We start from the raw sequence: 24,484 nt of genomic DNA, 5'->3' as shown, positions 1-24,484 counted from the left end.
GGCCCTTGCATGCGCACACCTTCGAGCGAGGCGGGCACGATGACAGCCGACACAGCAGCCGAGGCAGCCGACCCGATACCCGTCGGCACTCGGCCGCCCCTCCCTGCCGACGCGCTGGTGGAGGCCTCGATCCTTCTGGCGGATGCCGCGCTGGCGGCACGCAGAGCCGGAGCGGAACTGACCGCGGCCTGCTCCAACTGGCGGTTCGGGATGCAGGCCGTGCGCCGACCGCTGTGGGGGCTCGGCGCGGCCCTGGCCGCAGGGCGTGCCGTGACGAACTCCGCGGGCCTCGGGTTCGCCGTCAACGGCGGCCCGGTCGGCGAGGTCGTCCGCTCCATGGGTACGGTCACGCGTCGCAGAGCGGCCTCCGTGACGATGGCGGTCGACGCGTTCGCCCTGCGCATCGAGGCGGTCGCCGCCGAGCATCCCAACCTGGCCGCACCGGCCGCCAAACGACTCACCGACGCGGCCGTGGCCGGCCGCAGGACGGCGGTACTGCGTGCGGCCAGGGAGCTGGTGAGGGTGCACGGCCTCACGCGCACCCTCACCACGATCAGTCCCGTGGTCATGGAACTGCTCGCGCTCCTCGCGCTCTTGGACCAGAACCCGACCAACGACAGCTTCGCGTGGGTGACGCTCGCCGGAGGCGTGCCCACCACCGAACCGGTGCTGGGACTGCCCCGGGCGTTCATCGAGCGTTTCAGCCAAGGCCCGGGACGGGCCGAGCGCGCCGAGAGCGACGCCCTCCTGGCGCGGGTCCTGTCCCGCTCCGGCAACGACATCGTCAGCTACATCGACGACATCTCCGCCCTCGGCAACCACGGCCTCACACTTCTGCGGCGGATCGCATGCGCCGACGGCGCCGAACGGTACGTCCTGCTGCTGCCGGGCACCAGCTTCGGCGGGCTCAAGAACAGCACCCCCCAGGACCTTGTCGGGGCCTTCGACAACCTGCTGCGCACCGACACCACCTACACCCGGTCCATCGTGTCTCTTCTGCTGCGCGCCGGGGTGCCCGAGGGCGCCGAGCTCATGATCGTCGGGCACAGTCTCGGTGGCATCGCCGCCATGAACCTGGCGTCCGACCTGTCCTTCGTGTCCCGCTACCGGCTCACCCATGTCGTCGGCGTCGGATCCCCCATCGACACCAAGCGCCCCGTCGACCCTGCCGTCCAAGTGATCAGCCTCGTCAACAAACACGACGTGGTCCCCGGCCTGGACGGGCGCGGCCCGGCTTCGGCCACCCGCCTGCCCAACGGCTGGGTGGAACTCTCCTGGCTGGACGAGACGTACGACTACCCGCTGTCGCACGCCCCGCAGACGTACGCCTCCACCTTGCGCGACAGCCAACCGCGGCACCGGGCACAAGTGAACGAACTCATCACCATGTACGACGGCGAGATCGTCGGCAACCAGCCCTATCTGCTCCTGGACAAGTGACCCGCCATGCCCAGAGAGCGCGACCGAGGAGACAGGCGATGAACGCCGGCGACACCACCACCGCACCGCGTCGGCCCGCCACGGCGTGGCCCCTGGAGAGTGCCCTGTTCAGTGCGGCCATGGCCGCCCAGCGCATCTCCTGGATCGATGCCCCGGCCCGGGCGCTGGGCCTCAAGATGTTCACCCGGCAGTATCTGACGCGCCAGGTCCTCGCCCAACTGCGGCGTACCGCGCGCCGCCGACCGCTGCTGCTCCACACCGCGTTCGGCACGTTCGTGACTCCGCTGAACACGGAGGACGCACGGAGCCTGATCGGCGAGGCGGAGGAGGCCGGTGCCCGCGGAACCGTCACCGGCGTGACCGCCCGCGGTCACCGCCTGCGTCTCACGCCGCACGCACCGTTGCCCGTCGCGCTTGCCGCCCTACAGTCACGGGCCCGGTCGGCCGCGGCCGAGGCGGCAGCGGAACTCCTCGCCCTGCGCGGTCCCGGCGCCCGTCCGGAGCACGGCGACTGGTCCGCCGTCGCCCGACGGGCCGCGCGGCGGATCGTCCTCGGTGACGAGGCCGCCGACGACACGCTCGTCAGCGACATCCTGGACCTGACGTCGCATGCCGCGGACGCCACCGAGCATGCCACTCGACTCGCCGCGTTGCGACGGCGCCTCGACCCGTACGTCCACGATCCGGCTGCGGAGTCACTCGTGGCCACGGTGCCGGACGACGGCACCCGTCAGGGTGTCGTCGAGCACGCCCTGGAGATCGTCACCCGCGCGCTGACGGACACGGTCTTCCAGGCCCTGGCGCTCGCCTCGGCCCTTCCGGTCGCTCCGGCCACCGACCGCGTCGAGCAGGCGGTGTCCTCCGCACTGCGCCACTACCCGCCGCTGTCCGCCACCGTGCACGAGGTGTCCGCTCCTTTCCGGTGGCGCGACATGGGCATCGCTTCCGGCACCGACATCCTGTGCGCGACCGCCTGGCTGCGCGACGTGGACCACGAGCACGGGCACGGTGATGACGGCCCTTCGGCATCGCTGTGTGCCGCACCGGTGCCGTGCGCCGCCGCCGAACTGGCCGTCCTGGCCGCGACGGAGGTCATCCGCGCCGTACTTCGACATGCCGAACCGGCGGTGCACGCCCCGCGGATCGGCCCCGGTGCCCTGCCCGCCGAACTCCACGCCGACTCCCTCGACCTCGCTCTCACGGACATCGGCTCGCGTGCCGGCGTCCTCGAAACGGGCACGGCCCCCTTCACCCCCGGCACGAGAGGCGGGATTTCTGCCCGTCACGCCGCACTCGCCCACGACAGTGCCCGCAGTCTCGACGAGCAGGCCCGGCAACTGGCGGACTGCGCGAGGCAACCCGACTGGAATCACGATGCGTTCGGAGAACAGTGCCGGATGACGCTGCTGGCCCATGCCGAACGCTGCGCCCGCGCAGCCGAGGACGTGCGCCGTGCCGCCCAGTGGCTGGAGAGGTAGCCCCGCCTTGAGCCGAGCCGGGCAGAGACCGGAGAGGTACCCCATCAGCCGAGCCGGGCAGAGGTCTCAGTAGCAGCCCATCAGCTGAACCGGACAAACGCCGTCACCAGAAGGCGGACGTCCGGCGGCGCACGTCGCGGTCGACCATCCCCTGCACGGTGAACCAGACCTCGTCGCACAACTGGCGCGTGGCGGCGGAGCGTTCGGCAAAAGAATCACCGGCGGCAGGGGCGGGAAGTGGTTCACCGACGGTGATCCGCCACTTCGCCGGGAGCGGCAGCAGCGTGGTGACGGGGAAATAGGGGAGGTCGAACCGGCGGGCCAGCGACGCGATGCTGCCCAGCTTGGGATAGGTCTCCTCGGCTCCCACGATCGACACCGGAATGACGGGCACCTGCGTCTGCATGGCGGTGACCGCGAATCCGGGGCTGAAAGGGCGCAGTCGGTAACGCTCGGAGAACGGCTTGCCGACCCCGTCGAGTCCCTCGGGGAAGATCCCGACGAGGTGCCCGTCGGCCAGTCGGTCGCTGCCCAGGGTGGGGTCGTCGGCGAAGGCGCCGTGCTGCCGTGCGTAGGCGGCCACCGGAGGCAGCCGGAAAACGATCGAGGAGGCGTGGAAGAACACGGGGCGCCGCAGTTCCCGGTGCAGCAGGTTGTGCAGCACGAACGCGTCCAGGCCCCAGGCACCTGAATGGTTGGCGATCAGCAGGGCGGGACCGCAATCCGGGATGTTGCCGAGTCCGGACACCTCGACCCGTAGATAGTCGTCGGCCAACCAGCCGAGCACTCTGCTCAAGGCGTCGGTGGTGATCCTGTCGAGCGGTCTTGGATTCGATTCCTCCATAAGATTTGACTCTCTACCGAATATGGGTGACCGCAATATCGGGAAAGCCAACCAGGTGGTCCCCTTGAGTATCGGCCCGCTCATGGGTCCATCGCTCAGGGAAGGCGCCATGAATTCTTCCGCTACACCGCCTCCGACCGAGACAGCACGATCCGCAGATCTCATCGCGGACCTGATCGTCGACATGTTCCAGGTCGACCGGGCCGCCATCAGGGCGGAGACTCCGATGACCGACCTGCTCGTCGATTCGCTGATGGTCGTGGAGATGGCCATCGCGCTCAAGGACGAGCTGGGCATCAGTGCCACGGAGGACGAGCTGCGCGAACTCACCTTCGCCGAGTTCACCGCACGCGCCGACCAGCGGCGTGCCCGGTGAGCCGAGGAACCGGCGTCATCGTGACCGGAATCGGCCTGGTCACAGCGGCGGGCAACGACGTGGAGTCCACCTGGAACGCCGTGTGCGAGGGCCGCGCCACGGCCCGCAGGGATCCGGAACTGCGGGATCTTCCGGTTTCCCTGAGCTGTCGCGCGGACCTCGCGGACTCGGTGCCGAAGCACAGCCCCACGCTGCGGCCCGATCCCTGCGCGCGCCTGGGCCTGACCGCTGTCGCCCAAGCCCTGGAGCGGGCCAAGCTCGATCCAGCCGACTGGGACCCGACCCGCGTGGCCGTCGTCACGGGCTGCTCTCTGGGCGGCATGCACTCCGCGCGCGTCGCCGCCGAGAGGTTCGCCGCCGGCGGCCCGACGAGCGTGTCGCCGTACTTCCTGACCGGCTATCTCATCAACATGGTGTCGGCCACCATCGCCCTGCACCTGGGCGTGCGGGGCCCCGTGCTCAACGTCGCGACCGCGTGCGCGTCCGGCGCCACCGCGCTGGGTACGGCCCGTGATCTGCTGGCCTCCGGCCAGTGCGACATCGCCGTGGTGTGCGGCGCCGACGCCGCTGTCACCCCGACCGTCGTCACCGGCTTCACGCAGCTGGGCGCGCTGTCCGACCAGGGCTCACGCCCGTTCGACACCGCTCGTGACGGATTCGTCATCGCCGAGGGCGCGGGAGCCCTCGTCCTCGAACGGGCCGACCATGCGGCCGCACGGTCCGCCCCGCACCTGGCGCGGTTCCTCGGTTTCGCGGCCACCACCGACGCCCACCATCTGGTCGCGCCGCATCCCGAAGGCCAGGGCGCCGAACGGGCGCTGCATGCCGCGCTCGTGGAAGCAGGCATCAGCCCCGGCGAGGTCGACCACGTCAACGCGCACGGTACCTCCACGCCTCGCGGCGACGCCGTTGAGGCAGCGCTGCTGGAACGCTTCTTTCCCCACTCCCCTTCCGTGACCTCCGCCAAGGGCACCCTGGGCCACTCGCTGGGCGCCGCGGGCGCGGTCGAGGCGGCCCTGACCGTGCTCGCGTTGCGTGCGGACATGGTCCCGCCTGTCGCCGGGCTGCGTGAGCCCGACCCGGCCTTCGGCATCGACCTCGTGACCGGGTCACCCCGTCAGCAGGAGGTCAACGTCGCGGTGAGCAATTCCTTCGGCTTCGGCGGGCACAACGCGGTCGTCGTCCTCGCGAAGGCGTGACACGTCGTTTGCCGGCGGCACCACCGGTTCGTCGCACCCGCGCCTGCGGCACTGCACATGACTTCGTGGAGAGACCCATGGAAACCGCTGGTGCCGACGGTCACGATACGAGGGCCTTCGGCCCTGGCGGCGTTCGGCGCGGGCATGTCGCCGGGGGCCGGTCCGGCGCTCCTCGTCGGCGTACCGTTCCTGCCCGCGGAAACGGCGCGTACGCAGGCCCCGGACCGGTGCCAGGCCGTACCAGTGGCAACGGGAGAAGAACCCGAACCTGAAGCAGGACGGCGTTCAGTCCGAGGCGGAGTCTGCTTCGTCCTCGTCCACGGCGTGGGAGCAGCGTCCAGGTACCGCGTACGGCGGCACACCGGACGAAACTGGGTGCTCCCGCCCAGGCCGGAGGGCCTGCTGGACACATAGCGCCAAGTCAGAACCTCCAGGGTGAACACTTCAGGAAGATCTCGCCGCTTGGCAGAGGCGCGCACTCCACGTCCGGACCTCCGCTGCGGGCAGCGGCCCCGCGGGCGGATGAGGTAAGAAGACACCGTGCCCGAACCGCCCGAGACCGTCACCCAACACGCCTTTGTCGCCCTCGCGCCGCCCGACGATGCGAAGGACGAGCTGGCGCACGCGCTGAGCCCGGCCTACGCCGCTTATCCCGACCTGCGCTGGAACCGCATCGAGGACTGGCACATCACCCTGGCCTTCCTGGGTGAGCTGCCGGTGCGGGACGTCCAGCGGCTGCGTTCACCCCTCGCCGGCCTGGCGGCCACCCGCCCCGCTGTCGAACTGGCGCTGATCGGATCCGGACACTTCGACGAGCGAGTGCTGTGGAGCGGCATCCAGGGTGACCTCGAGGGACTGCACGAGCTGGCCGAAGCGGTACGGGCGCGGCTCAGGGACTGCGACGTCGACTTCGCCGAACGTCCGCTGCGTCCCCACCTCACGCTGGCCCGCGCTCACCGCTACGACAACGCGTCCGTAGCGGCTGTGGCCGCCTGCCTCGACGGCTTCACCGGACGCCCGTGGCAAAGTGAACGCCTCCACCTGGTCGGCAGCACGGTCAGAGGCCACTCGGGCCCGCGGCGCTATCAGGACATCGACGCATGGAGCCTGGTCACTGATCACTGGTCAATAGCGTCTCGATCCGAAACCGCCACAGACTGCAGTGCCCAGGCACCAGGACGGTTCGGGCACCGCGATGATGCCGGCTCAGCTCATGCGCCCTGAACGGCCAGGCGATGACCCGCCGGTCAAGGAGTCGGGCCAACGCAATGGATCTCGCCGGAGCGTTCGACGACGGCCGTCGTAGCTGATCCCTCCTCTGCAGGGCCCACGCGCTCCCGCCGCACCTCGCCCGCCTCGTCGACGCTCACCTCCGACACTGCACGCCCCGTCACGGCGCCCCGGCCGGGCTCTTGAAAAGGCGTGGCCGCGGGGCAGTCGTGATGCGAAAATCCGTCCGCAATGTGATCGACATCCGCGTCCCGGAGGTCCGCATGGACATCGCCTCGCTGCTGCCGTTGACCACGTCCCGGTTGTCGCTGCGTCTGTTCACTCCCGGCGACGCCGACGACCTGTACGCCTACCAGAGCCTGCCGAGCGTGGCGCGCTACTTGTACCGGCCGGCGCACACGCGTGAGCGCAGCCAGCAAGTTGCCGCCGAGCGTGCGGAGCAGACGGCCTGGCGCGCCGACGGGGACAAACTGGCGCTCGCTGTCTGCCGATGCGATGAGCCCGGCGTCCTCGGAGAGGTGAGCCTCACCCTGGCCGATGTCCGCGCCGCCCAGGCCGAGATCGGCTGGACTCTCCACCCAGGTCACGAGGGACACGGCTACGCGACCGAGGCGGCCGCCGCATTGGCCGGGTTTGCCTTCGCCACGCTGGGCGTGCACCGTCTCTACGCACGGCTGGATGTGGAGAACACCGGGTCTGTGCGGGTCTGTGAGCGCCTCGGGATGCGCCGGGAGGCGCACCTGGTCGAGAACGACCTCGACGGGGATCGGTGGGGCAGCGAGTACATCTACGCGGCGCTGTCCGCGGATCTTGGCAGGCGATCAGGTGATTGAGTCCGACGCTGCCCGGCCGGCCCGCCTGGCCCTCATGGAACAACTCACCAAGCCGACCCGCTTCGTTGCCGACGCCCGCCGGGCCTCCCCCGGAGTGCGCCGCGTAACCCGCAACGGCGGCGGCGGCTGCTCCCTCGCATATCTCACCCCGCCGATTCCCTCTGAGCCGCCCTCCTCCAGACCATCACCAGCGTGAACGACGGGGACCGCGACGCACCAGGCGGCGACCGGCTCGGCCTCGCCCGACGTGGCGGCGGTGACCGTCAGACCTTGCGCCAGCGGGCGTTGGCCCAGGAGAAGACTCCGAAGGCCGCGAGGCCGACTGCGATGAGGACAAGGAGCCAGGGGCCCGCGGGAGTGTCGGTGAAGGAGCGCAAGGTGTCGTCCATGCCCTTGGCCTTGCCGGGCTTGTGCTTCAGGGCTGCAGCGATGGCGAAACCGCCGGCCACGGCAAAGACCGCGCCTCGGCAGCCGCCGCCGAACACCCCGAGGAACGTGACCGCTTTGCGTACCTTCAATGGCATCTGGGACATCTTCAGATGCTCCTTGAACTTGCGCATGATCGCCCTGCCGGCGATCCACACGCCGGCACCGGCCACCACTGCACCGCCGATCCCGACGATCCACTGCCCGCCGGGCCAGTCGAGGGCCTTCGCTGTGATGTCCTGGGACTCCTTGTCGGAGCTCCCGCTGCCACTGCCCTTCGCGCCGGCCGCGTAGGACAGCACGGAGTACGCGACGAATCCGTAGAAGACGCAGCGGCCTGCCGCCATCGCTCTCTTGCTCGCCTTCGTGCCGTCGGGACCTGCCTGCCCGAAGGCCGCCTCGGTCAGCCGCCACAGAGCCATCCCCACCAGCGCTACACCCAGCAGCCACAGCACGACGGTGCCGAAAGGCTTCTCGGCGATCTCAGCGATGGCGCCACCCCGGTCTGCCTGTTCACCGCCTCCGTCCGAGAAAGCGATCCTGAGCGAGAGCACACCGATGAGCAGATAGATGACCCCACGGGCCACGAAGCCCGCACGGGCCGCGCCCTCAACCGCTGTGCTGTCCGCCGCACGCCGGGCCTGTCTGCGACCGCGTGCCGCTGCTGATCCAGTTGCCATGCACGCCTTCTGCCCCCAGAGGGCTGTGCGATGCCTCCCAGTCGCACAGCAGTCGCCCTCTGCGGGCGCTCGTCCTGGCGGAGTCGCCGGGCGCACCAGCAGAGATGCGTGCGACCCGGTCTCCGGCCACTTGGCTGAGGTGCCCGGCTCCGGGCCACGGCGGATGCGCTCGCTCTCGTGACCCTCGAGGGAGATCAGGCTGCCGCGATGGAGCGGGGTCTGTGCTCGTCGGCGTCCGTGGTGAGTTGGGCGTGGAGTTCTGCGAGCCCTTCGGCCAGTGCCCGCCGGCCGGTCTGGGGCAAGGCGTTGATGGCGTGGTGCAGCATGTTCTCGCGGTGCTCACGGATGCCCTGCAAGTGCGCTTGTCCTGCGGGGGTCAGTTCCACGGTGACTTCCCGTCCGTTGTCGGGGCAGGGCAGACGCGTGAGGAAACCGATGGCTTGCAGGCGGTCGCACATGCGGGTGACGGAGGGCGGGGACGTGCCGAGCTGACTGCACAGGGTCCGCATGCGCATCCCCTCGCCTCGGTCGACGAGGTACATCAGGCGCAGTTGCGAGGTGGATGCGGGAGAGGCGACCGTCGTTTGTCTGGCGTGTTCCCACATCACGTCGAGGAGTTCGACGATGTCGCTGGCGGACTGAGCCGCCTCGCTCGTGAATCTGCGTGAGGTGGAGTCCGGTGCTGGCATGTGTGCCCCATCAGTGTGTCTGGCTCCCCTCCCGCGTTCCGGGGGCAGGGAAGTGGCCTCAGGTGGTGCCGTCGGGTCCGGTGGGGCGGGCCGATCTTGCTTCCCCGCTGTTGGTCATCGGGGATTCTGTCGTGCTGTCGAGGGCGGAGTCATCGGCGGAGCCGGGGGAGGCCGCCGTGAGGTGTTCGAGGATACCGGTGAGCCTGAGGAGCCGGTCCAGTCTTGCCGGGCGGTCCTCCAGGTGGAGACGGATACCGGCTTCGCTGGTCTTGCGGCGGATCATCAGGAGGATCGACAGACCCATGGAGTCGACGGCCTCGAGCCCGTCGCAGTGCAGATGAAGGTCGGCCATGCGCGGGTGTTCGGCGATCGTGGCGGTGACCGCGTCCAACAGGCTGTCAGCAGTGTCGTAGTCGAGATCGCCGTGGACCTCTATACGTGTGGTATCCGCGGTGTCGACCACGGTCAAGCGCAGATGGTCGGGTGGAATCGTGGTCATACGGGGTTCCCGGCGGTGGTGCGGTGGTGGGGGGTCAGTGCGTTGATGCCGCGCTCGAGCGTGCCGACAGCCCGGGGAAAGTCCTTGAGCTCGCGGGCCAGGATGTTCAACGTCGGCGGCAGGCTGTGGGCGGGGACGCCACGCGCGGTGAGGATCTGGGCGGTCCAGGTGATGAACCAGGTGAAGAGCTCTTCGTCGCCGAGGTAGAGGGATGTGGCCAGGAAGTCCACGATGTGCGCGAGGTCTTCGGCGGTGTGCTCACGCTGCAGTTCGCTGTAGGTGCGCATGGCCGGGAAGGCGTCCTCCAGGCCGGTGAAGACAGTGCGCACCAGGGCGGTTTCGCTGCGGACGACCATGGTGTATTCCTGGTCGTCCAGGTGGGGCAGGTCATCGATCGGCTGGTGATCCGGCTGCGGACGCGGCAGCGGCGTCCGGGCCAGACGGTCGGCCGCGGCACGGGCGTCAGGAGCCCAGGCGTCGGCGCCGAGCAGGTGGGCGTAGCGGCCGTCGGGTCCGAAGGCGGCTCCGCCGACCAGGACCGGGACGCCGGTGGCCTGGCACGCGGTGATCGCGGCATGCGCGGTGGGCAGCCGGGTGGCAATCGAGCTGGAGAGTGCGACGGCGTCGCAGTCGGTGCGGTGCAGGTGGGCGATGATGTGCGGGGCGGGCACCTGGGCGCCGAGGTAATCGACGTGCCAGCCGCGCAGTTTCAGCACCTCGGCCAGCAGCCGTGCGGGGAGGGCGTGCCATTCCCCGTCCACACAGGCCACCGTGACCCGGCCCCGCTGCGGGGCGGTGCGTGCGGCCGGATGCACGGAAACCGCCGCTACAGCCCGCTCGTTGATAGCGGTCGCGGCGTGTTCCTCGGCCACGCTGAGACGGTTGGCTGCCCACTCCCTGCCGACCTTGCCCTGCACCGGGGCGATCACGTCCAGCAGCACGCTCTCCGGGTCGATGCCGTCGTCCAGAGCGCGCAGCACCACAGTGGTGGCCGTGTACTCATCGCCCGAGGCGACGGCCTCCCACAGCTCGTCGGCCAGCTGCCGGACTGCCTCACCGGCGGGAAGGATGTGGGATGCAGGGGTGCTCATGCGGTGTATCTGCCCCGCGTGTGGCCGTTCACCGCACTGAGATGGTGCGTTCTGGGCGCGGAGATCACGACGATGGCCATGTCATCGTGCCGGCCCTTGCCAACCCACTGGGAAGCAAGCATCTGCACACGCTCCACGATGCTCTCCGACGGCATGCCCGCGCACTCCGCCAGGAGACGGCGGAGCCGCTTCTCACCGAACTCGTTGCCACCCAGCGGCCCGCCCTTGGCCTCGGTGATCCCGTCCGTATAGAGCACGCAGGACTCACCGGGCGCGAGCGTGACAGCAGCGGTGTAGGCCCGGGCTTCGGGCACGGCACCCACCAGGGTGCCGCGGGTCGGGACCTCTTCCACCACCCCATTGGCACGGACGATCAGCGGAGCGGGATGACCGGCGCTGGTCAGCCGCAGACTCACGTCACTGCCCTCTCGTACGGCAGAAGCCAGGACCAGGGTCGCGAACCGGGTGTGATGGGAATTGACCAGCGCGGTGTTGAGCAGGCTGATCATCCGCTGGTGGTCAGCGGCCAGGGGAAGCAGGGCATGCAGCGTGTTCCGGATCTTGCCGGTCAGCACGGCTGCCTCCAGCCCCTTGCCGCAGACGTCCCCGAGTGTGACCAGTGACGCTTCGCCCTCGACGGCGGCCGGGTGCACGTCGTAGAAGTCCCCGCCGATCCTTTCGTGGTCCTCCGATGGGCGGTAGCCGCCGGCGTAGTCCACCCCGGAGATCTGGTGCAGCGAGGGTGGAAGCAGCTCGCGCATCAGGATCTCGGTGATCGAGGTCTGCTCCGCGTACAGGCGTGCGGCCGACATGGCTGCTCCGGCGCGCGTGGCGAACAGCCGGGCGAAGACTTCCTCACCGTCGGTGAACGCCGCCCTGCCAGAACGGCGCAGCAGCACAAGCGCACCGGCCGGGACGCCGTGACCGGGCAGCGGGGTGATCACTATGGAGCCGACGGGTCCAAAGCCGTCGGGCACCATCCAACCGGGTGCCGCCGCGGGATCGATCCATCGCGAGGGAACCGGCGGGAAGCCTCGCAGCGCCTCGCTGAGGCCGGGCACGTCCGCCGGGTCCACCGACTCGTGAGCCCGCACGGGGCTTCCGCCGTTCAGACAGGCCACCACCGGCAGCCGCCGCCCGTGCGAGGGCGCGATGACCAGCGCCGCATCGGCGAGGTACTCCGAGGCCAGCTGGGCGGTCACATCCATGCAGCGCTCCAGGTTGAGCGAGGAGAGCAGCAGGTTGGAGGACCTGGACAGAAACTCGGTCTGCTCGCGCTCCATGCGCAAGGCTTCCCGCACCAGCTGGTGATCGGTGTCATCGACCAGCCACCACATCACGGTGCCGTCGCCCTGCACACTGGGGTGTGCCTCGAAGCTGCGCTCGCCGATCACACCCGACACCGCAGGGCCTGCCATCCGCTCGCTACGCTGGCCAGGACCCCTCAGCGCGTCATGCGCCGCTGAGAGCCACGCAGGCGCCACGTCAACCAGACACTCCCCGGCGCGGGCCCCGGACAGGAGCGCTCCGGCTGCATCGTTGCGCGACACCAGCACCCCCTCGCCGTCAGCGACAAGGACGGGGTAGGCAGCAGCACTCGACGGGACATCCCGCTCCCAGCCGGCGGCGTTCTGCACAGGGGTAGTTACCAAACATTGAGGATCCGCTAGGCGAATCCCTCACCTCATCAGCTCGGGGAATCCATTACCTTGAGGCAACCATCCCTCACACCGCACCCCTGTGGCAACCGGCCCGTGCAGCCCGAAGGCAGATGACTGCCTGGCAAGTCCGCACATATCCGGATGCCATTAGCCGTCAGCGCTCTCATCGCCCCAGGCCGGCCGGCAGTCCGTCACACAGGAGAGCGCATGCGATGTGCCACGCACCCTCCTCGCGGGTTTCGGTCAGGGGCCAAATATTGACGACGCCCATCAAATATTGACCGAACATTTACGAGTGCGGGCGGCCTCTCCTGAGATCTGGGGAGGAATGCGACCCCTACCAGATCAGAATTCAACGCACCGAACCATACGGAGAAGCATCCATGACCGACACGCAGGACACCCTCGCCGGCACCTCCGAAACGGCCGGACCTACCCGGCCGTCCCCCGCCCTCTCGCCGGCGGCACGGGAGGAGGACGAGAAGGCGATTCTTGACGAGCGGGCGCAGCGCGCAAGACGCCGACTGGAGCGGCTCATAGGGGTTGCGGCCACTGAAGGTAACGCGCTGGTCCCGTTGCGCAACGGCGACGAGATCTTCAAGGCGATGCTGGAGGGGATTCGCTCCGCGCGGCACACCGTGGACATGATGACGTTCGTATACTGGAAGGGCGAGATCGCCCAGCGGTTCGCGGACGCACTGGCCGAGCGGGCACGCCAGGGGGTACGCGTACGCCTCATGCTGGACGGTTTTGGCAGTCGCCTCATTGAGAAGGATCAACTGCAGGCGATGGAGCGGGCCGGTGTGCAGGTGGCCTGGTTCCGCAAACCGCTCTACCTTTCACCGCTGAAGCAAAACCATCGCTGCCATCGCAAGGTCCTCGTCGTCGACGAGGAGACCGCGTTCACCGGCGGTGTCGGAATAGCCGAAGAGTGGTGCGGCGATGCCCGGAATCCCGACGAGTGGCGCGACACCCACGTACAGGTCAGCGGGCCCGCGGTGGACGGGCTGGCCGCCGCCTTCGCCCAGAACTGGGCCGAGTGCCACGACGAACTCTTCGATGACCGCGACCGGTTCGTCAACCACACCCCGCAGGGCGACGCCGTCGTGCAGGTGGTGCGGGGCTCGGCCAGCTTCGGTTGGCAGGACATGCAGACACTGCTGCGCGTGGTGATCGAATCCGCGGAGGAGCGGATCCGCCTCACCACCGCCTACTTCGCCCCCGACGCCTATTTCATCGAGCTGCTGTGCGCCGCCGCCCGCCGCGGCGTCGAGGTCGAGATCCTGCTCCCGGGCCGGCACACCGACAAAAGGGTCTGCCGACTGGCCGGCCAGCGCTACTACGAGGACCTCACCGCCTGCGGCGTAAAGATCTTCCAGTACCAGCCGACGATGCTCCACACCAAGGTCATCACCATCGACAGAACCATGGCCCTGGTCGGCTCGACGAACTTCAACCGCCGCTCCCTCAACCACGACGAAGAGGTGATGCTCGCCGTCCTGGACCAGACGTTCACCGCCACACTCGACAGTCATTTCAACGAAGACCTCGAACGCGGCGAACTCATCAGGCCGGGACGCTGGAAGCGCCGCTCGCCCCTCCAGCGCGCCAGAGAAGCGGCTGTCGTGCCTATCCGGCGCTTCCTCTGACGCACGCCCCCCGGCATTCACGCGCTCACTGCCGACAGTGCGGCCCGCCGTCTCCCTCGGCAGCGCCCGTCACCTGCTGGGTCTTGGCCCGGGCCTTCTCGTTGGCGGTCACTTCCGCTCACGCTCACTGAGCTTCTTCGAGGTGGCCACCGATCAGGTGACGGTCCGCGAGCCGCAACGAGCGAGGCCCCCGGGCTGTTGACCGAGATGTCTGACGTCTCAATCACGCTGCTCGGGGGCCTCGTTGGTCATCTATCCTGCCGCACTCGACCTGCCCCATGCGCTCGTGGAGTGGGTCACGATGCTCATCGTCACCTGTGACGGGGACCGGTGCTGCAAGCTCCGCCCGTCTCAGCGCGCGATGGTGGCACTGGTGTACCTGCGCGAGCACGTCACCCTGGCGAAGATCGCTGCCGGGTTCGGGATCAGCGAGTCCACCGCCCACGCCTACACCCACGCGGTCATCCACCTGCTCGCCGAACGAGCACCGGGTCGGCTGAAGGTCCTGCGCGAGGCCGACCCTGACTTCGTCCTGCCGGACGGCACCCTCGCCGAGTGCGATCGGGTCGGCGACTCACGCGCGGACTACTCCCACAAGCACCGCCGACACGGTGTGAACGTGCAGGCGGTCACCGATCCGGGGGGGGGCCGACTGCTGTGGCTCTCGCCCACGCTGCCGGGCCGGGCTCACGACCTGACCGCCGCCCGCACTCACCGGATCATCCGCATCTGCGAGCGCCAAGGCGTCCCTATCCTGGCCGATCTCGCCTACCAGGGCGGCGGCCCCTGGCTGACCACGGGCATCAAACGCAGGCACCTGCAGGAACTCGCCCCCACCGAGAAGACCGTCAACCGAGCCCTGGCCGCCGCAAGGGCACCGGTCGAACGCGGCATCGCCCGCCTGAAGTCCTGGCGGATCTTCCGCAGATCCCGGTGCAGCCCCAACCGCATGACGTCAATCATCAAAGCCGTCCTCACCCTGGAGCGGCAACGCTGAAGAAGCTCACTGACGTCGACGGGCCCACTGCGTGTAGTGGCTGGAGAGGACGAAGAGGCCATACTCGCAGTCCTCCGCCATCACACCAGAGTCCTTTCTCACTCCGCCCGACCCCGAGCTGGCAAGAACAAGCCTTTCTGCAAGGCCGGCGGTCTACTGAGAGTGTATGGGCCCCTTAGAACAGGCGGCCCCTCCACGCTTTCACTGACGACGGAAGTGTCATATCGTTCCGGGCGGCCAGCCACCTCGTAGGTCAACCGTCGACCGGGAAAAACTACGCGGTACCACTCGTCTCCCCGCCCCGCGGTCGTGACGTTCACCTCGACACCGAACTTGCAGTCCTTATTCTTGGTGAAGAAGGAGAGGTCGAACGCCCTGGCGTCGAAATCTTCTCCCCCATCAAGATAAATGGCCTTGGCGAAAGCGTTCCCAGAGAGCTTGTACGCCTCCTCGGTAGGTACCCAGCCTTCGTTCTTCCACGGCCTTGGGCTGGGCTCCGTAAGGTCGAAGGCAACTGCTGCGGGAAGCGCCTCACCTCCGCTGTCCCCGAAGGCAGGGGGAACCACAGCAGTACCGGTGTAGCGCGTGGGCCGGCAAGAGAGGTTGGTGACCCGCATGTTCTGGATCACCACCGTGCCCCGGTGGATGGGAAAGATGGTGACGCGGACCGTGGCTTCATTGACGCGCATGCCCTTGTTCTTCGCGAACCAGGACCAGTATTCGTTCGACAGGAACCCGTCGCCTGGAAGACTCTCTTCATTCGTGGTGCGCTGAGCTAGCGCGAACCGGCGGCTGAACCGGAGGTTCGGCTCTCCAGCCGCGATGTCGATCGCAGGACCGATCGTGAGTCGTTCTTCCTTGGCGTCGTCTTGCTTCTCTTTATTCCGTTCTCGAGTCTCGGCCTGCTTCGCGACCTCGGAGCTTTCCAGGGCCGCAGGCAACCCCCAGATCGCGACGGCCGACGAGACAAGGACGCCTATGACGCCGATCACCGCGAAGCCCCGGAGAGTCCACTGCCAGACAGTGTTCGGCCGGGCGTTGCCGTCCCCATCCCCCTCACCGGACGCGGCGGTATCTGCGCGAGTCGACCCAGCGCCTCCAGATGTAGGCGGCCCGGCCGAACCTGCTCCACCCGCATGCCTCGCCCCAGGCGAGGACGGCTCGGTTGAAGGTGAACCGCTGCTCGGCGGCTCATTACCCGAGGGGGAGGCTGACGGAGGTGGAGCAGAAGACATGAAGTCCCCCTGAATGCCCTGGTGTCGACATACTTCATGAGCGCCCGCGCCCGACACTCTTCACTATCTGGCACATGCCTGATCGGGTCTACGCAGAGGTACCGAACAGCCGAACTCATCAGGCATGAACGGCATCAACGTAACAGCGCATGCCGACGGCCGGGAGTCCGCTTACACCTTCGGGTAAGAACAGTCGTGAAGTGTGACCATGTGATCATCGCGAGACGCTGAGCGTTTTCAGGGTGGCCACCGATGGGGTGACGGCGGCGAGAGCGCAACGCACGAGGCACCCGTGCCGTTGGAGGGAGGTGTTCGAAGTCTCAACTCATCAGCGCAGGTCCCTCGTTGGCCTCCTATCCTGCCGCAATCGACCTGCCTCATGCGCTGGTCGAGTGGGTCACCATGCTCATCGTCACCCGCGAGGGTGACCGGCGCTGCAAGCTCCCGCCGCACCAACGCGCGCTCGTCGCTCTGGTGTACTTGCGAAAGCACGACACCCTGGCCCAGACAGCCGCCGGCTTCGACATCTCGGTCGGCACCGCCCATGCCTACACCACCGCGGTGATCGACATCCTGGCCGCCCGGGCGCCGGGCCTGCTCAAGGTCCTGCGCGAACACGACCCGCAGTACGTACTGCTCGACGGGACATTCGCCGAGTGCGACCGGGTGGGTGACGGCCGGGCCGACTACTCGCACAAGCACCGTCGCCACGGCGTGAACGTACAGGTCGTGACCGACCCGACCGGGCAGGTGCTGTGGATCTCGCCGGCCTTGCCGGGCCGGTGCCACGACCTGACCCGGCCCGCACTCACCGGATCATCCGGATCTGTGAACGCCAAGGTGTCCCCGTCCTGGCCGACCGCGCCTACCAGGGCGCCGGCCTCTGGGTCACCACCGGGCGCAGACGACCGCCCGGCGGACAGCTTTCCCCAACACAGCAGACGGTCAACCGGGCACTGGCCACATCCCCGGCACCCGTCGAACGGGGCATGGCACTGCTGAAGTCCTGGCGAATCTTCCGAAGATCCCGGATCAGCCCCAACCGCATGACGTCAATCGCCAAGGCCGTACTCACCCTGGAGAGGCAACGCTGCAAATGCTCACTCAGCCCTGACATCGGTGAGCGGTGTCCCACCTCACGCTGAAGCGTGGTGAGGGACGAGACGGCCTCCACCACGCCGGTGGTTCGGTTGGTGCCGCAGCGGATCCTTCGCGGGAGGCGCCGACCCGTGGTGGCGGCCAGCCCGCTCGCCGAGGCAGCGGATGAGAACGGAGCGTCGGCGGCGATGCGGTCGATCGGCGAAAAGGTGCCGTCGAGGATGACGCGCGCCCTCGCCAGGAGCGTCTTCCTTTCCGCGTCCAGAGTCGGGGGGGGTGGACAAAGCCTCAACGGCTTTACGTATGGAGCGGTGCACGGTCGCGATGCCGATGCCGAATCCCCGGGACGGCACGGTGCGGCTGGACAGATCGATCGAGGACGGAGGGCGAGCACGTGAAGCTCCTGGCGACCCCGGTGATCTTGGTCGGAAACCCGTCTGCCAGGAGCTTCGTCGTTGCCCAGGACGGTCCATCTCGCAGCCGGGCACTGGCGGTTCGTAAGGGGCCCGGTAGGCAGGCCCCAATGAACCTGGTGCCGGAGGGTAATCACTCAGCGGCCATTCGGGGGAGATCCGCCAATCTCTCTGAATGGTCCGCGTCGTGGCGGCTTGCGGCGGCGCCCCCTTCGCACTGCTACTTGCAGCCAGCGCCCTGTCCATCGCCCGCAGCGACTCGGAGTGGAGACGGAAAAGTCCCCTACCGATCGCACGCTCCTGCGCACCCGTCGAAGAGTCCCGCATGCGAAGTTAAGGTCTCCATGCCCCGCCTGATGTATACCTCTCCGGCAGCAGCTGACGTCATCTCGAAGCTCCGGCCACCTCTCCATACCCTTCGTGGGCTTTCCACTCGGACATGCACACCACGAACGACATGGAATGCCCTAGTAGTCACTGTTCCAGCCGTACTGATGCTGGTTCTCGGTTACCGGCACCGCTGGGTCGGTGACGACGGAATGATCTATGTTCGTGCTGTGCGCCAGATCTTGGCGGGGAACGGCCCTGTTTACAACGTCGGTGAACGGGCGGAGACATCGACCGGAACATTGTGGCAATGGACTCTGGCGCTTTGCAGCTTCCTCTCCGGTAAGGACCCTGCGGTCATTTCAGTCGCTCTCGGGCTGCTCCTGACCACGGCAGGATTCCTGACGGCCGGATTTGCCGCACTCAGTCTTCACCGCCCCCAAGCGCAGCGTTCACCATTCATTCCACTTGGCGTTCTGGTATTGCTTCCTGTCCAGCCCGTATGGGACTACGCCACTTCCGGCTTGGAGACAGGACTTGGTACGTGCTGGGTCGCGAGCAGTTGGATTCTCCTCGTACACGCAGACGCTAAATCGAGCGGGCGGTTCCGTTTGGTGGCGGCTGTGACGATCGGGCTGGGACCCTTGGTCCGCCCGGAGCTCACGGTCGTATCCGTAGTCTTCCTCGCCGGGGCGATCGCACTGTTCCGGACGGCATGGCGTGCGTCCGGCAAGCTCCTGGCCTGGGCCGTCGCCCTGCCTGCGGCCTACGAAGTGTTCCGGGCCGGCTACTACGGCATCCTTGTCCCCCTGCCCGGGCTCGTCAAAGACCCCGGCGTGAGCTCATGGGGCCGCGGCCTCTACTACCTCGCCAACTTCGCTGTGCCGTACCGGCTTTGGGTACCCTTCTCCATCCTGTTGACCGCCCTACTGGCCTGGGCGATTCGCAGGAGGTTCAGCCGAAGCACCGATGCGCGTCAGAACAAACGTTTCTGGATCGTCTGCTCGGCGCCGATCCTGGCCGGCGGGGTGCTCTCGGTGTACGCCCTGAAGGTGGGCGGCGACTTCATGCACGGCCGCTTCTTCGTACTGCCCCTGTTTCTTCTCCTGCTGCCAGTCTGGGCTGTTCGGGCCTCCACCAAGACGGTGACCATCGCCATAGCGATTGGTTGCTGGACGGTCTCCTGCCTGGTTCTCTGGCGTGCCCCTCTACAGTCCCCGGCGCACGATATTTGGGATTCCCACCGTGGCTACCAGCAGGCCGCTCGACATCCCTATCCCATCAGCCAGAAGATCCATGCTGAGCGCCCGGTCGCATACGCGCCCCTCGTGCACGCCGCAGTCGACGGGCGGAGCAGCCAAGGCGCCAAACTCATCGTCACGCTCGAGTACAACAAGAGATATCTGACCCTGCCTCTGGCCAAGAGCCGTGCGGCGTCGGTGGCTGGGGCAGAGGATTTTCTGGGCTATAGCGGCATCGTGGTGCCCCTCGACGGTATTTCGGTCGATCCGCTGAGCCTCGCCTATCCCCTCGGCGCGCACAGCACTCGAACATCGGCACACCGTGCGGGACACGAAAAGCGCGTCGACCTGGCGTGGATCATCGCTGACTACACTGACCCGGGCTCGCACGTGCCGCACTGGGTGGACGCAGATCGGGTTGAGGCAGCTCGCAGGGCGCTCCGCTGTGGCCGCCTGGCCGAACTCCAGGACTCCGTGCGGGCCCCGATGAGTCCCTCTCGCTTCTGGCGGAACGTCGTCGGCTCGTGGGACCGGACCAGTCTTCGCTACCCTCACGACCCCGAAGCGGCCGAACGCGCCCTGTGCAGCACATAGTTCTCGGGCCTCCACCGAAGTTGCTCCGCCCAGGAGACTGACGTCGGACCAGACCCTGTCGCCGCAACGTACGTCCTGAATTGCACGTCGGCGGCACTGCGCCGGCATCGGGTTTCCCGGTCAACAGCGCGATCACGGAACGTAATCAGCGAGTAGTGCGATCGGCTGGACCCACCACGCTATCGGCCGTCACACCGGCCTGTGTTCCGGCTGCTCCCCTCCCCCAGGCCGCCCGTCCACCACTTCGCCGAGCGACGCGCCAACTCCCGCGCCAGCCCGCCCAACGGGCATCACTCAGTCGGCCTCGGAAACTCGGCAGGATTCAACACTTTCACCAAGTACGCGTCCAAAAAGCACACGTTCACCGGCCTCTCGGGAACTATTCCTGCACCCTGGAGGAATTGATGGAGCGGCAATCGAGGTGCGCGTTGACCGCGGCCCAGCCATCAGCAAGCAGCCCCTCATCACTCCGCGGACGAACCCGAAGGCGACCATATGCACCACAGCCTGCAGTTGAGCGACAGTCGACAGACGGACGAAGACATCAACCGCGTGACGTCCCGATTCTATGAGGTGTGCGCTGACAGGAAGTCCCACACTCTGGGATACCAATGGAGTCAGCAGATCGCCCTTCCGCCGGAGCTGGGAAAATTCCTCGGTGTGCACCTGGACAACATCGGCGACCCCTTCAGTTCCAGCCTCACCCCGTTGAGCACCAAGGGCATGGAGCGGGCCGTGCTCGACTACTTCTCCCGGCTGTGGCATGCGCAAGGGGATTTTGACAGTGCCGAACCAGATTCTCCCTGGGGATACATGCTCAGCATGGGGTCCACGGAGGGCAACCTGTTCGCACTGTGGAACGCGCGTGACTATCTGTCCGGGGCCGACCTTCTTCATGAAGGGAAGCAGGACGACACATCCCAAAAAAGCCCCGTACTGCTCTTCTCGGAAGATTCCCACTACTCCTTCGCCAAAGCAGCGCAGATGCTGGGACTGGACACACCGCGTACACTGGGAATGCGCTACTACCCGGGAAGTTGCACCTTCACGGAAGACGGCACGTGGCCCGACTCGATCCCAAGCGTCGGCGGCCCGTCCGGAACGGGCGTAATCGACAAAAGAAGGATGGCGGAAGCCGTCGAATTCTTTGCCTCCCAGGGGCATCCGCCCATCATCTGCCTCAATCTCGGATCCACGTTCAAGGGTGCTTTCGACGACCCGAAGGAGGTTTGGGCGGAGATCGAGGGAATCCTGAAAAGACATTCCATGACTGCCGATGACGGCGGCCGCCAGGGTTACTGGTTGCATATCGACGGTGCTCTTGGTGCCGGATACCTACCATTCCTGGAAGAGGGTTTCCGGGACGGCGTGTTCGAGAGTCCGGGGCCCGAGTTTGACTTCCGCCTTCCTTTTGTGTGTTCCATCGTGACCAGCGGGCACAAATGGTTCGGGGCGCCCTACCCATGCGGTATCTACATGTCGAAGGAAAAGTTCCGGACCACCCCGCCATCGAATCCCGCCTACGTCGGCTCACCCGACACCACGTTCTCCGGAGCACGCAACGGACTTTCCGGTCTGTTGCTCTGGCACTCGCTGGCCCGCACGAGCAAATCAGAACAGATCTCCACACTGAAGCACTGCCTGGAATTGGCAGACTACACCTACAGAGAAATCGAAAAGATCTCTCATGGCCTCCACGCTGCGCGATCCCGGTCATCGCTCTCGATTCGCTTCCTGCGCCCGTGCCAGGAGATCGTGAATAAATACGCCTTGGTGGGAGAGCAAGTACGGGAGGGAGGTTCAGTGCGTTCGTTCGTGCACGTCTACATCATGCCGCACGTGGAGAAGTCGGTTGTCGATGAGCTGATCCACGACTTGTCACATTGCAGGCTCGATGACTGCAACGGGCACGGAACTCCGCAAGATACATGCACCGGCCCGGGAAAGGAATGAGATGAAGGATCCCATGATCGATGAGATCGTCGAGAAAATCGACAGGAAAATCTCCGAGATACAACCGACGGCACACCCCCTTCTCAAGGCGCAGATCACCGGACTGCGCATGGCGCGTGACATAGTCCAAGGCGTCGACGTTTGTCATCTCGATCCAGCGGACCCTCCGGACTCATCACCAGCGCGACCGAAGGGGTGAATCGGTGACTGCGCATCCCAATGTACTCACCATTTTGGGCGGAGGCCTTGAAAATGCCGCTGCGCAGCATCTGAAACTGCTACGGAAGGAACTCGAGAGTCAGGGGGCTCGCGTCACCATGTCCGCAGGTCTCTCGACCGACAACCGTTCCGCATGGCGGTCCTCTTCCACAACGGCGGCGATCGTTGACAGTCGACTGCTGACCGACGGTGCCGTGCAGCATCATGATCAAGTTCTCACCCACACTCCCACCTTTCTCCTTCTGGGTGCGGGGAGAGTGGACGACGTTCCCTGGGAGGTCGTCCAGGCATCCTCCGGATGCATCGACCCGTTGGCCGGCGTGCCGGACCGGGATGCGGTGCGCATCCTGTCAGCCATTCAGGAGTGCACGGACGAGGAGCAGTTGCCGGAGTTCTTTCGCATATTACGGTCGTTCGGCACGCGGAATACGAGCTCCTGGCACTCACCGTCCCATTCGGGCGGGCTCGCCTTCACACGATCCGCGCCCGGCAGGGCCTTCCTGGACTACTGCCGAACGGAACTGCTGCGCACGGACGTCTCGGTGTCCGTCACGGAGCTCGGCTCCCTGCTGGAGCACAACGGTCCGATCGGCGGCGCGGAACGCAATGCTGCCAGAGTGTTCGGAGCCGACCGGACGTACTTCGTCCTCAACGGCACCTCCGGCGCCAACCGCACCGTCGGGCATTTCGCTCTCGCCGAGGGCGACGTCGCGTTGGTCGACCGCAACTGCCACAAGTCCGTGCTGCACGCGCTCGTCCTGAGCGGAGCACGCCCCCTGTACCTGGCCCCCACGCGCAACGGCCTCGGCATGATCGGCCCCGTGACTCCCGCCACGCTGCGCGACACCGGGGCGGGAGAGGACGAAGCAGCCCTCGCCGTTCTGACCAACTCGACCTACGACGGCCTGTGTTACGACGCGGTCCGCACCACCAAGGCGCTGGCCCGGCGCACTCCGCGCGTGCACTTCGACGAGGCGTGGTTCGGATACGCGCGGTTCCATCCGCTCTACCGCGGGCGATACGCCATGTCCGTCACGGAGCAGAGTCTGCCCGGAGATGACCGGCCCACCGTCTTCGCCACCCAGTCCACCCACAAGATGCTCGCCGCGCTGTCCCAGGCCGCGATGCTGCACGTGCGATCCGGTCCCCGTGCACCGGTGAATCCCAGCAGCCTCGACGAGACGTACACGATGCATGCCAGCACCTCACCGTCGTATCCCATGCTGGCTTCTCTCGATGTCGCCGCCACCATGATGGACGGGGAGCAAGGACGCACTCTCGTCGACGAGGCGATCCACCAGGCGATTGCCTTCCGGCAGGAAATGGTGCGGATCGCCCGGCGCCTGGCGACACAGGCCTGCCACACGCAGGAGTCCTGGTTCTTCGGGGTCTGGCAGCCCCCCGCGGTGCCCGGACCGGACGGCGGGCGACCGGTCGCGTTCGAGGAGGCACCCGCACACCACCTCGCGACGGCCCCCGCTGCCTGGGAGCTGGATCCGTCGGCCTCCTGGCACGGCTTCCGCGGCCTGGAGGACGGCTCCTGCCTTCTGGACCCGCTGAAGGTCACCCTCACCTGCCCCGGCGTCACCGCCCACGGCACGGTGGAGCCGTGGGGAGTCCCCGCTCCTGTGCTCAACGAATTCCTCACCGACCGGGGCATCATCATGGAGAAGACCGCCGACTACACCACTCTCGCGCTGTTCTCGCTGGGCACCACGCGCGCGAAGTGGGTCGAGTTGCTGAACGCCCTGTGCGACTTCAAGAAGCTCTTCGACGCGGACACTCCACTGCGACAGGCACTGCCCCGGCTGGTCCGTGAGTACCCACAGCGCTACGCGGCGATGACGCTGCGCGAACTCTGCGGGGACATGCACCAGCTCCTCCGAAGCAGCGACCGGCTCCGCCTGCTCGACCGGGCGTACACCGGACGACCGCTCGTGGGCGCGACCCCGCAGGAGTCCTACCGGCAGACCATCCGGCGTGGTCACGAGCGTCTCGCGGTACGTGACGCCGCCGGTCGCACCGCGGCGACCATGGTGGTCATCACACCGCCCGGGATTCCCCTCCTCATGCCGGGAGAGAACTACGGGCCAGTGGACGGGCCGTTCCTTCGTTACCTCGGCGCGCTGGAGGAACACGACCGCGCCTTCCCCGGGTTCCCGAGCGAGATCCACGGCGTCCACCGGGCCGGGCCGGAAGGCGAGTACCACGTCGACTGCCTGCCCCGGCCGTCCGTTCGCGCGTAACGCTGCCGACGGTCCCGGACCGCACCACCGCGTCAATACACCAACGCGTCGTAGGTGCGCACGATG

The 24,484-nt window shown here is 67.3% G+C and carries 19 protein-coding genes and 1 pseudogene; 13 read left to right on the top strand and 7 right to left on the bottom strand.

The window, feature by feature from the left end:
- Nucleotides 1-39: 39 nt before the first annotated feature.
- Together ACZ592_RS02660 and ACZ592_RS02655 are read left to right on the top strand one after the other, a co-directional pair.
- Complete coding sequence (locus ACZ592_RS02660) at nucleotides 40-1,440, top strand: hypothetical protein (RefSeq protein ID WP_471579655.1); 1,401 nt, start codon at nucleotides 40-42, stop codon at nucleotides 1,438-1,440.
- A 38-nt stretch (nucleotides 1,441-1,478) separates the two neighbouring features.
- Nucleotides 1,479-2,918, top strand: coding sequence for a cytochrome P450 family protein (locus ACZ592_RS02655; protein ID WP_471579654.1), 1,440 nt, complete (start codon nucleotides 1,479-1,481; stop codon nucleotides 2,916-2,918).
- Between the two features lie 103 nt (nucleotides 2,919-3,021).
- On the opposite strand, the gene ACZ592_RS02650 is transcribed toward ACZ592_RS02655, so the two are convergent.
- Complete coding sequence (locus ACZ592_RS02650) at nucleotides 3,022-3,705, bottom strand: 1-acyl-sn-glycerol-3-phosphate acyltransferase (RefSeq protein ID WP_471579998.1); 684 nt, start codon at nucleotides 3,703-3,705, stop codon at nucleotides 3,022-3,024.
- A 166-nt stretch (nucleotides 3,706-3,871) separates the two neighbouring features.
- Between ACZ592_RS02650 and ACZ592_RS02645 the strand changes: the two genes are divergently transcribed.
- The 4 genes from ACZ592_RS02645 (at nucleotide 3,872) to ACZ592_RS02630 (ending at nucleotide 7,400) form a co-directional block, all read left to right on the top strand.
- Entirely contained in the window at nucleotides 3,872-4,138 is a 267-nt protein-coding gene (locus ACZ592_RS02645; RefSeq protein ID WP_471579653.1) for an acyl carrier protein, read from the top strand.
- A gap of 20 nt (nucleotides 4,139-4,158) precedes the next feature.
- Complete coding sequence (locus ACZ592_RS02640; protein WP_471579652.1) at nucleotides 4,159-5,337, top strand: beta-ketoacyl-[acyl-carrier-protein] synthase family protein; 1,179 nt, start codon at nucleotides 4,159-4,161, stop codon at nucleotides 5,335-5,337.
- 540 nt (nucleotides 5,338-5,877) lie between these two features.
- Complete coding sequence (gene thpR, locus ACZ592_RS02635) at nucleotides 5,878-6,561, top strand: RNA 2',3'-cyclic phosphodiesterase (protein WP_471579651.1); 684 nt, start codon at nucleotides 5,878-5,880, stop codon at nucleotides 6,559-6,561.
- Nucleotides 6,562-6,830: 269 nt separating this feature from the next.
- Complete coding sequence (locus ACZ592_RS02630; protein WP_471579997.1) at nucleotides 6,831-7,400, top strand: GNAT family N-acetyltransferase; 570 nt, start codon at nucleotides 6,831-6,833, stop codon at nucleotides 7,398-7,400.
- A gap of 263 nt (nucleotides 7,401-7,663) precedes the next feature.
- On the opposite strand, the gene ACZ592_RS02625 is transcribed toward ACZ592_RS02630, so the two are convergent.
- The 5 genes from ACZ592_RS02625 to ACZ592_RS02605 form a co-directional block, all read right to left on the bottom strand.
- A complete protein-coding gene (locus tag ACZ592_RS02625; RefSeq protein ID WP_471579650.1) occupies nucleotides 7,664-8,506 on the bottom strand; it encodes a DUF1206 domain-containing protein in 843 nt (280 codons plus the stop codon).
- Between the two features lie 194 nt (nucleotides 8,507-8,700).
- A complete protein-coding gene (locus tag ACZ592_RS02620; protein WP_471579649.1) occupies nucleotides 8,701-9,195 on the bottom strand; it encodes a MarR family winged helix-turn-helix transcriptional regulator in 495 nt (164 codons plus the stop codon).
- Between the two features lie 58 nt (nucleotides 9,196-9,253).
- Entirely contained in the window at nucleotides 9,254-9,694 is a 441-nt protein-coding gene (locus ACZ592_RS02615; protein WP_471579648.1) for an STAS domain-containing protein, read from the bottom strand.
- Nucleotides 9,691-10,785: a cobalamin B12-binding domain-containing protein gene (locus tag ACZ592_RS02610; RefSeq protein WP_471579647.1), complete on the bottom strand. Its 1,095-nt coding sequence runs from the start codon at nucleotides 10,783-10,785 to the stop codon at nucleotides 9,691-9,693. The genes ACZ592_RS02615 and ACZ592_RS02610 overlap by 4 nt, the downstream gene beginning before the upstream one ends.
- Nucleotides 10,782-12,341: a PP2C family protein-serine/threonine phosphatase gene (locus ACZ592_RS02605; RefSeq protein ID WP_471579996.1), complete on the bottom strand. Its 1,560-nt coding sequence runs from the start codon at nucleotides 12,339-12,341 to the stop codon at nucleotides 10,782-10,784. The genes ACZ592_RS02610 and ACZ592_RS02605 overlap by 4 nt, the downstream gene beginning before the upstream one ends.
- Nucleotides 12,342-12,829: 488 nt before the next feature.
- On the opposite strand from ACZ592_RS02605, the gene ACZ592_RS02600 reads away from it, so the two are divergent.
- A complete protein-coding gene (locus tag ACZ592_RS02600; RefSeq protein WP_471579646.1) occupies nucleotides 12,830-14,095 on the top strand; it encodes a phospholipase D-like domain-containing protein in 1,266 nt (421 codons plus the stop codon).
- 244 nt (nucleotides 14,096-14,339) lie between these two features.
- Entirely contained in the window at nucleotides 14,340-15,092 is a 753-nt protein-coding gene (locus tag ACZ592_RS02595; RefSeq protein ID WP_471579645.1) for a transposase, read from the top strand.
- Between the two features lie 98 nt (nucleotides 15,093-15,190).
- Here the strand turns inward: ACZ592_RS02595 and ACZ592_RS02590 are convergent, their stop codons facing one another.
- Nucleotides 15,191-16,084 (bottom strand): hypothetical protein, encoded by an 894-nt coding sequence (locus ACZ592_RS02590; RefSeq protein WP_471579644.1) that lies wholly within the window; start codon nucleotides 16,082-16,084, stop codon nucleotides 15,191-15,193.
- A gap of 588 nt (nucleotides 16,085-16,672) precedes the next feature.
- Between ACZ592_RS02590 and ACZ592_RS02585 the strand changes: the two are divergent.
- From ACZ592_RS02585 to ACZ592_RS02565, 5 genes and pseudogenes are all read left to right on the top strand, one after another.
- A pseudogene (locus ACZ592_RS02585) lies at nucleotides 16,673-17,472 on the top strand (transposase).
- A gap of 923 nt (nucleotides 17,473-18,395) precedes the next feature.
- A complete protein-coding gene (locus tag ACZ592_RS02580; protein WP_471579643.1) occupies nucleotides 18,396-20,000 on the top strand; it encodes an arabinofuranosyltransferase AftB family protein in 1,605 nt (534 codons plus the stop codon).
- A gap of 495 nt (nucleotides 20,001-20,495) precedes the next feature.
- Entirely contained in the window at nucleotides 20,496-21,953 is a 1,458-nt protein-coding gene (locus ACZ592_RS02575) for a pyridoxal-dependent decarboxylase (protein WP_471579642.1), read from the top strand.
- A 13-nt stretch (nucleotides 21,954-21,966) separates the two neighbouring features.
- Nucleotides 21,967-22,152: a hypothetical protein gene (locus ACZ592_RS02570; RefSeq protein ID WP_471579641.1), complete on the top strand. Its 186-nt coding sequence runs from the start codon at nucleotides 21,967-21,969 to the stop codon at nucleotides 22,150-22,152.
- 277 nt (nucleotides 22,153-22,429) lie between these two features.
- Nucleotides 22,430-24,418 carry an Orn/Lys/Arg family decarboxylase gene (locus ACZ592_RS02565; protein WP_471579640.1) on the top strand — a complete coding sequence of 663 codons (1,989 nt, stop codon included), beginning with the start codon at nucleotides 22,430-22,432 and terminating at the stop codon, nucleotides 24,416-24,418.
- The last annotated feature ends 66 nt before the right edge of the window (nucleotides 24,419-24,484 follow it).

The sequence above is a fragment of the Streptomyces sp. NPDC040622 genome (assembly GCF_055593965.1).
Note: the sequence above shows the minus strand (reverse complement) of the source record. Positions and strands in the feature narration are given on the sequence as shown.

Bases quoted from the DNA above. Each gene is read 5' to 3' on its own strand.
- ACZ592_RS02660 (WP_471579655.1), top strand. From the start codon at position 40: ATGACAGCCGACACAGCAGCCGAGGCAGCCGACCCGATACCCGTCGGC.
- ACZ592_RS02655 (WP_471579654.1), top strand. From the start codon at position 1,479: ATGAACGCCGGCGACACCACCACCGCACCGCGTCGGCCCGCCACGGCG.
- ACZ592_RS02645 (WP_471579653.1), top strand. From the start codon at position 3,872: ATGAATTCTTCCGCTACACCGCCTCCGACCGAGACAGCACGATCCGCA.
- ACZ592_RS02630 (WP_471579997.1), top strand. From the start codon at position 6,831: ATGGACATCGCCTCGCTGCTGCCGTTGACCACGTCCCGGTTGTCGCTG.
- ACZ592_RS02625 (WP_471579650.1), bottom strand. From the start codon at position 8,506: ATGGCAACTGGATCAGCAGCGGCACGCGGTCGCAGACAGGCCCGGCGT.
- ACZ592_RS02620 (WP_471579649.1), bottom strand. From the start codon at position 9,195: ATGCCAGCACCGGACTCCACCTCACGCAGATTCACGAGCGAGGCGGCT.
- ACZ592_RS02615 (WP_471579648.1), bottom strand. From the start codon at position 9,694: ATGACCACGATTCCACCCGACCATCTGCGCTTGACCGTGGTCGACACC.
- ACZ592_RS02610 (WP_471579647.1), bottom strand. From the start codon at position 10,785: ATGAGCACCCCTGCATCCCACATCCTTCCCGCCGGTGAGGCAGTCCGG.
- ACZ592_RS02600 (WP_471579646.1), top strand. From the start codon at position 12,830: ATGACCGACACGCAGGACACCCTCGCCGGCACCTCCGAAACGGCCGGA.
- ACZ592_RS02575 (WP_471579642.1), top strand. From the start codon at position 20,496: ATGCACCACAGCCTGCAGTTGAGCGACAGTCGACAGACGGACGAAGAC.
- ACZ592_RS02570 (WP_471579641.1), top strand. From the start codon at position 21,967: ATGATCGATGAGATCGTCGAGAAAATCGACAGGAAAATCTCCGAGATA.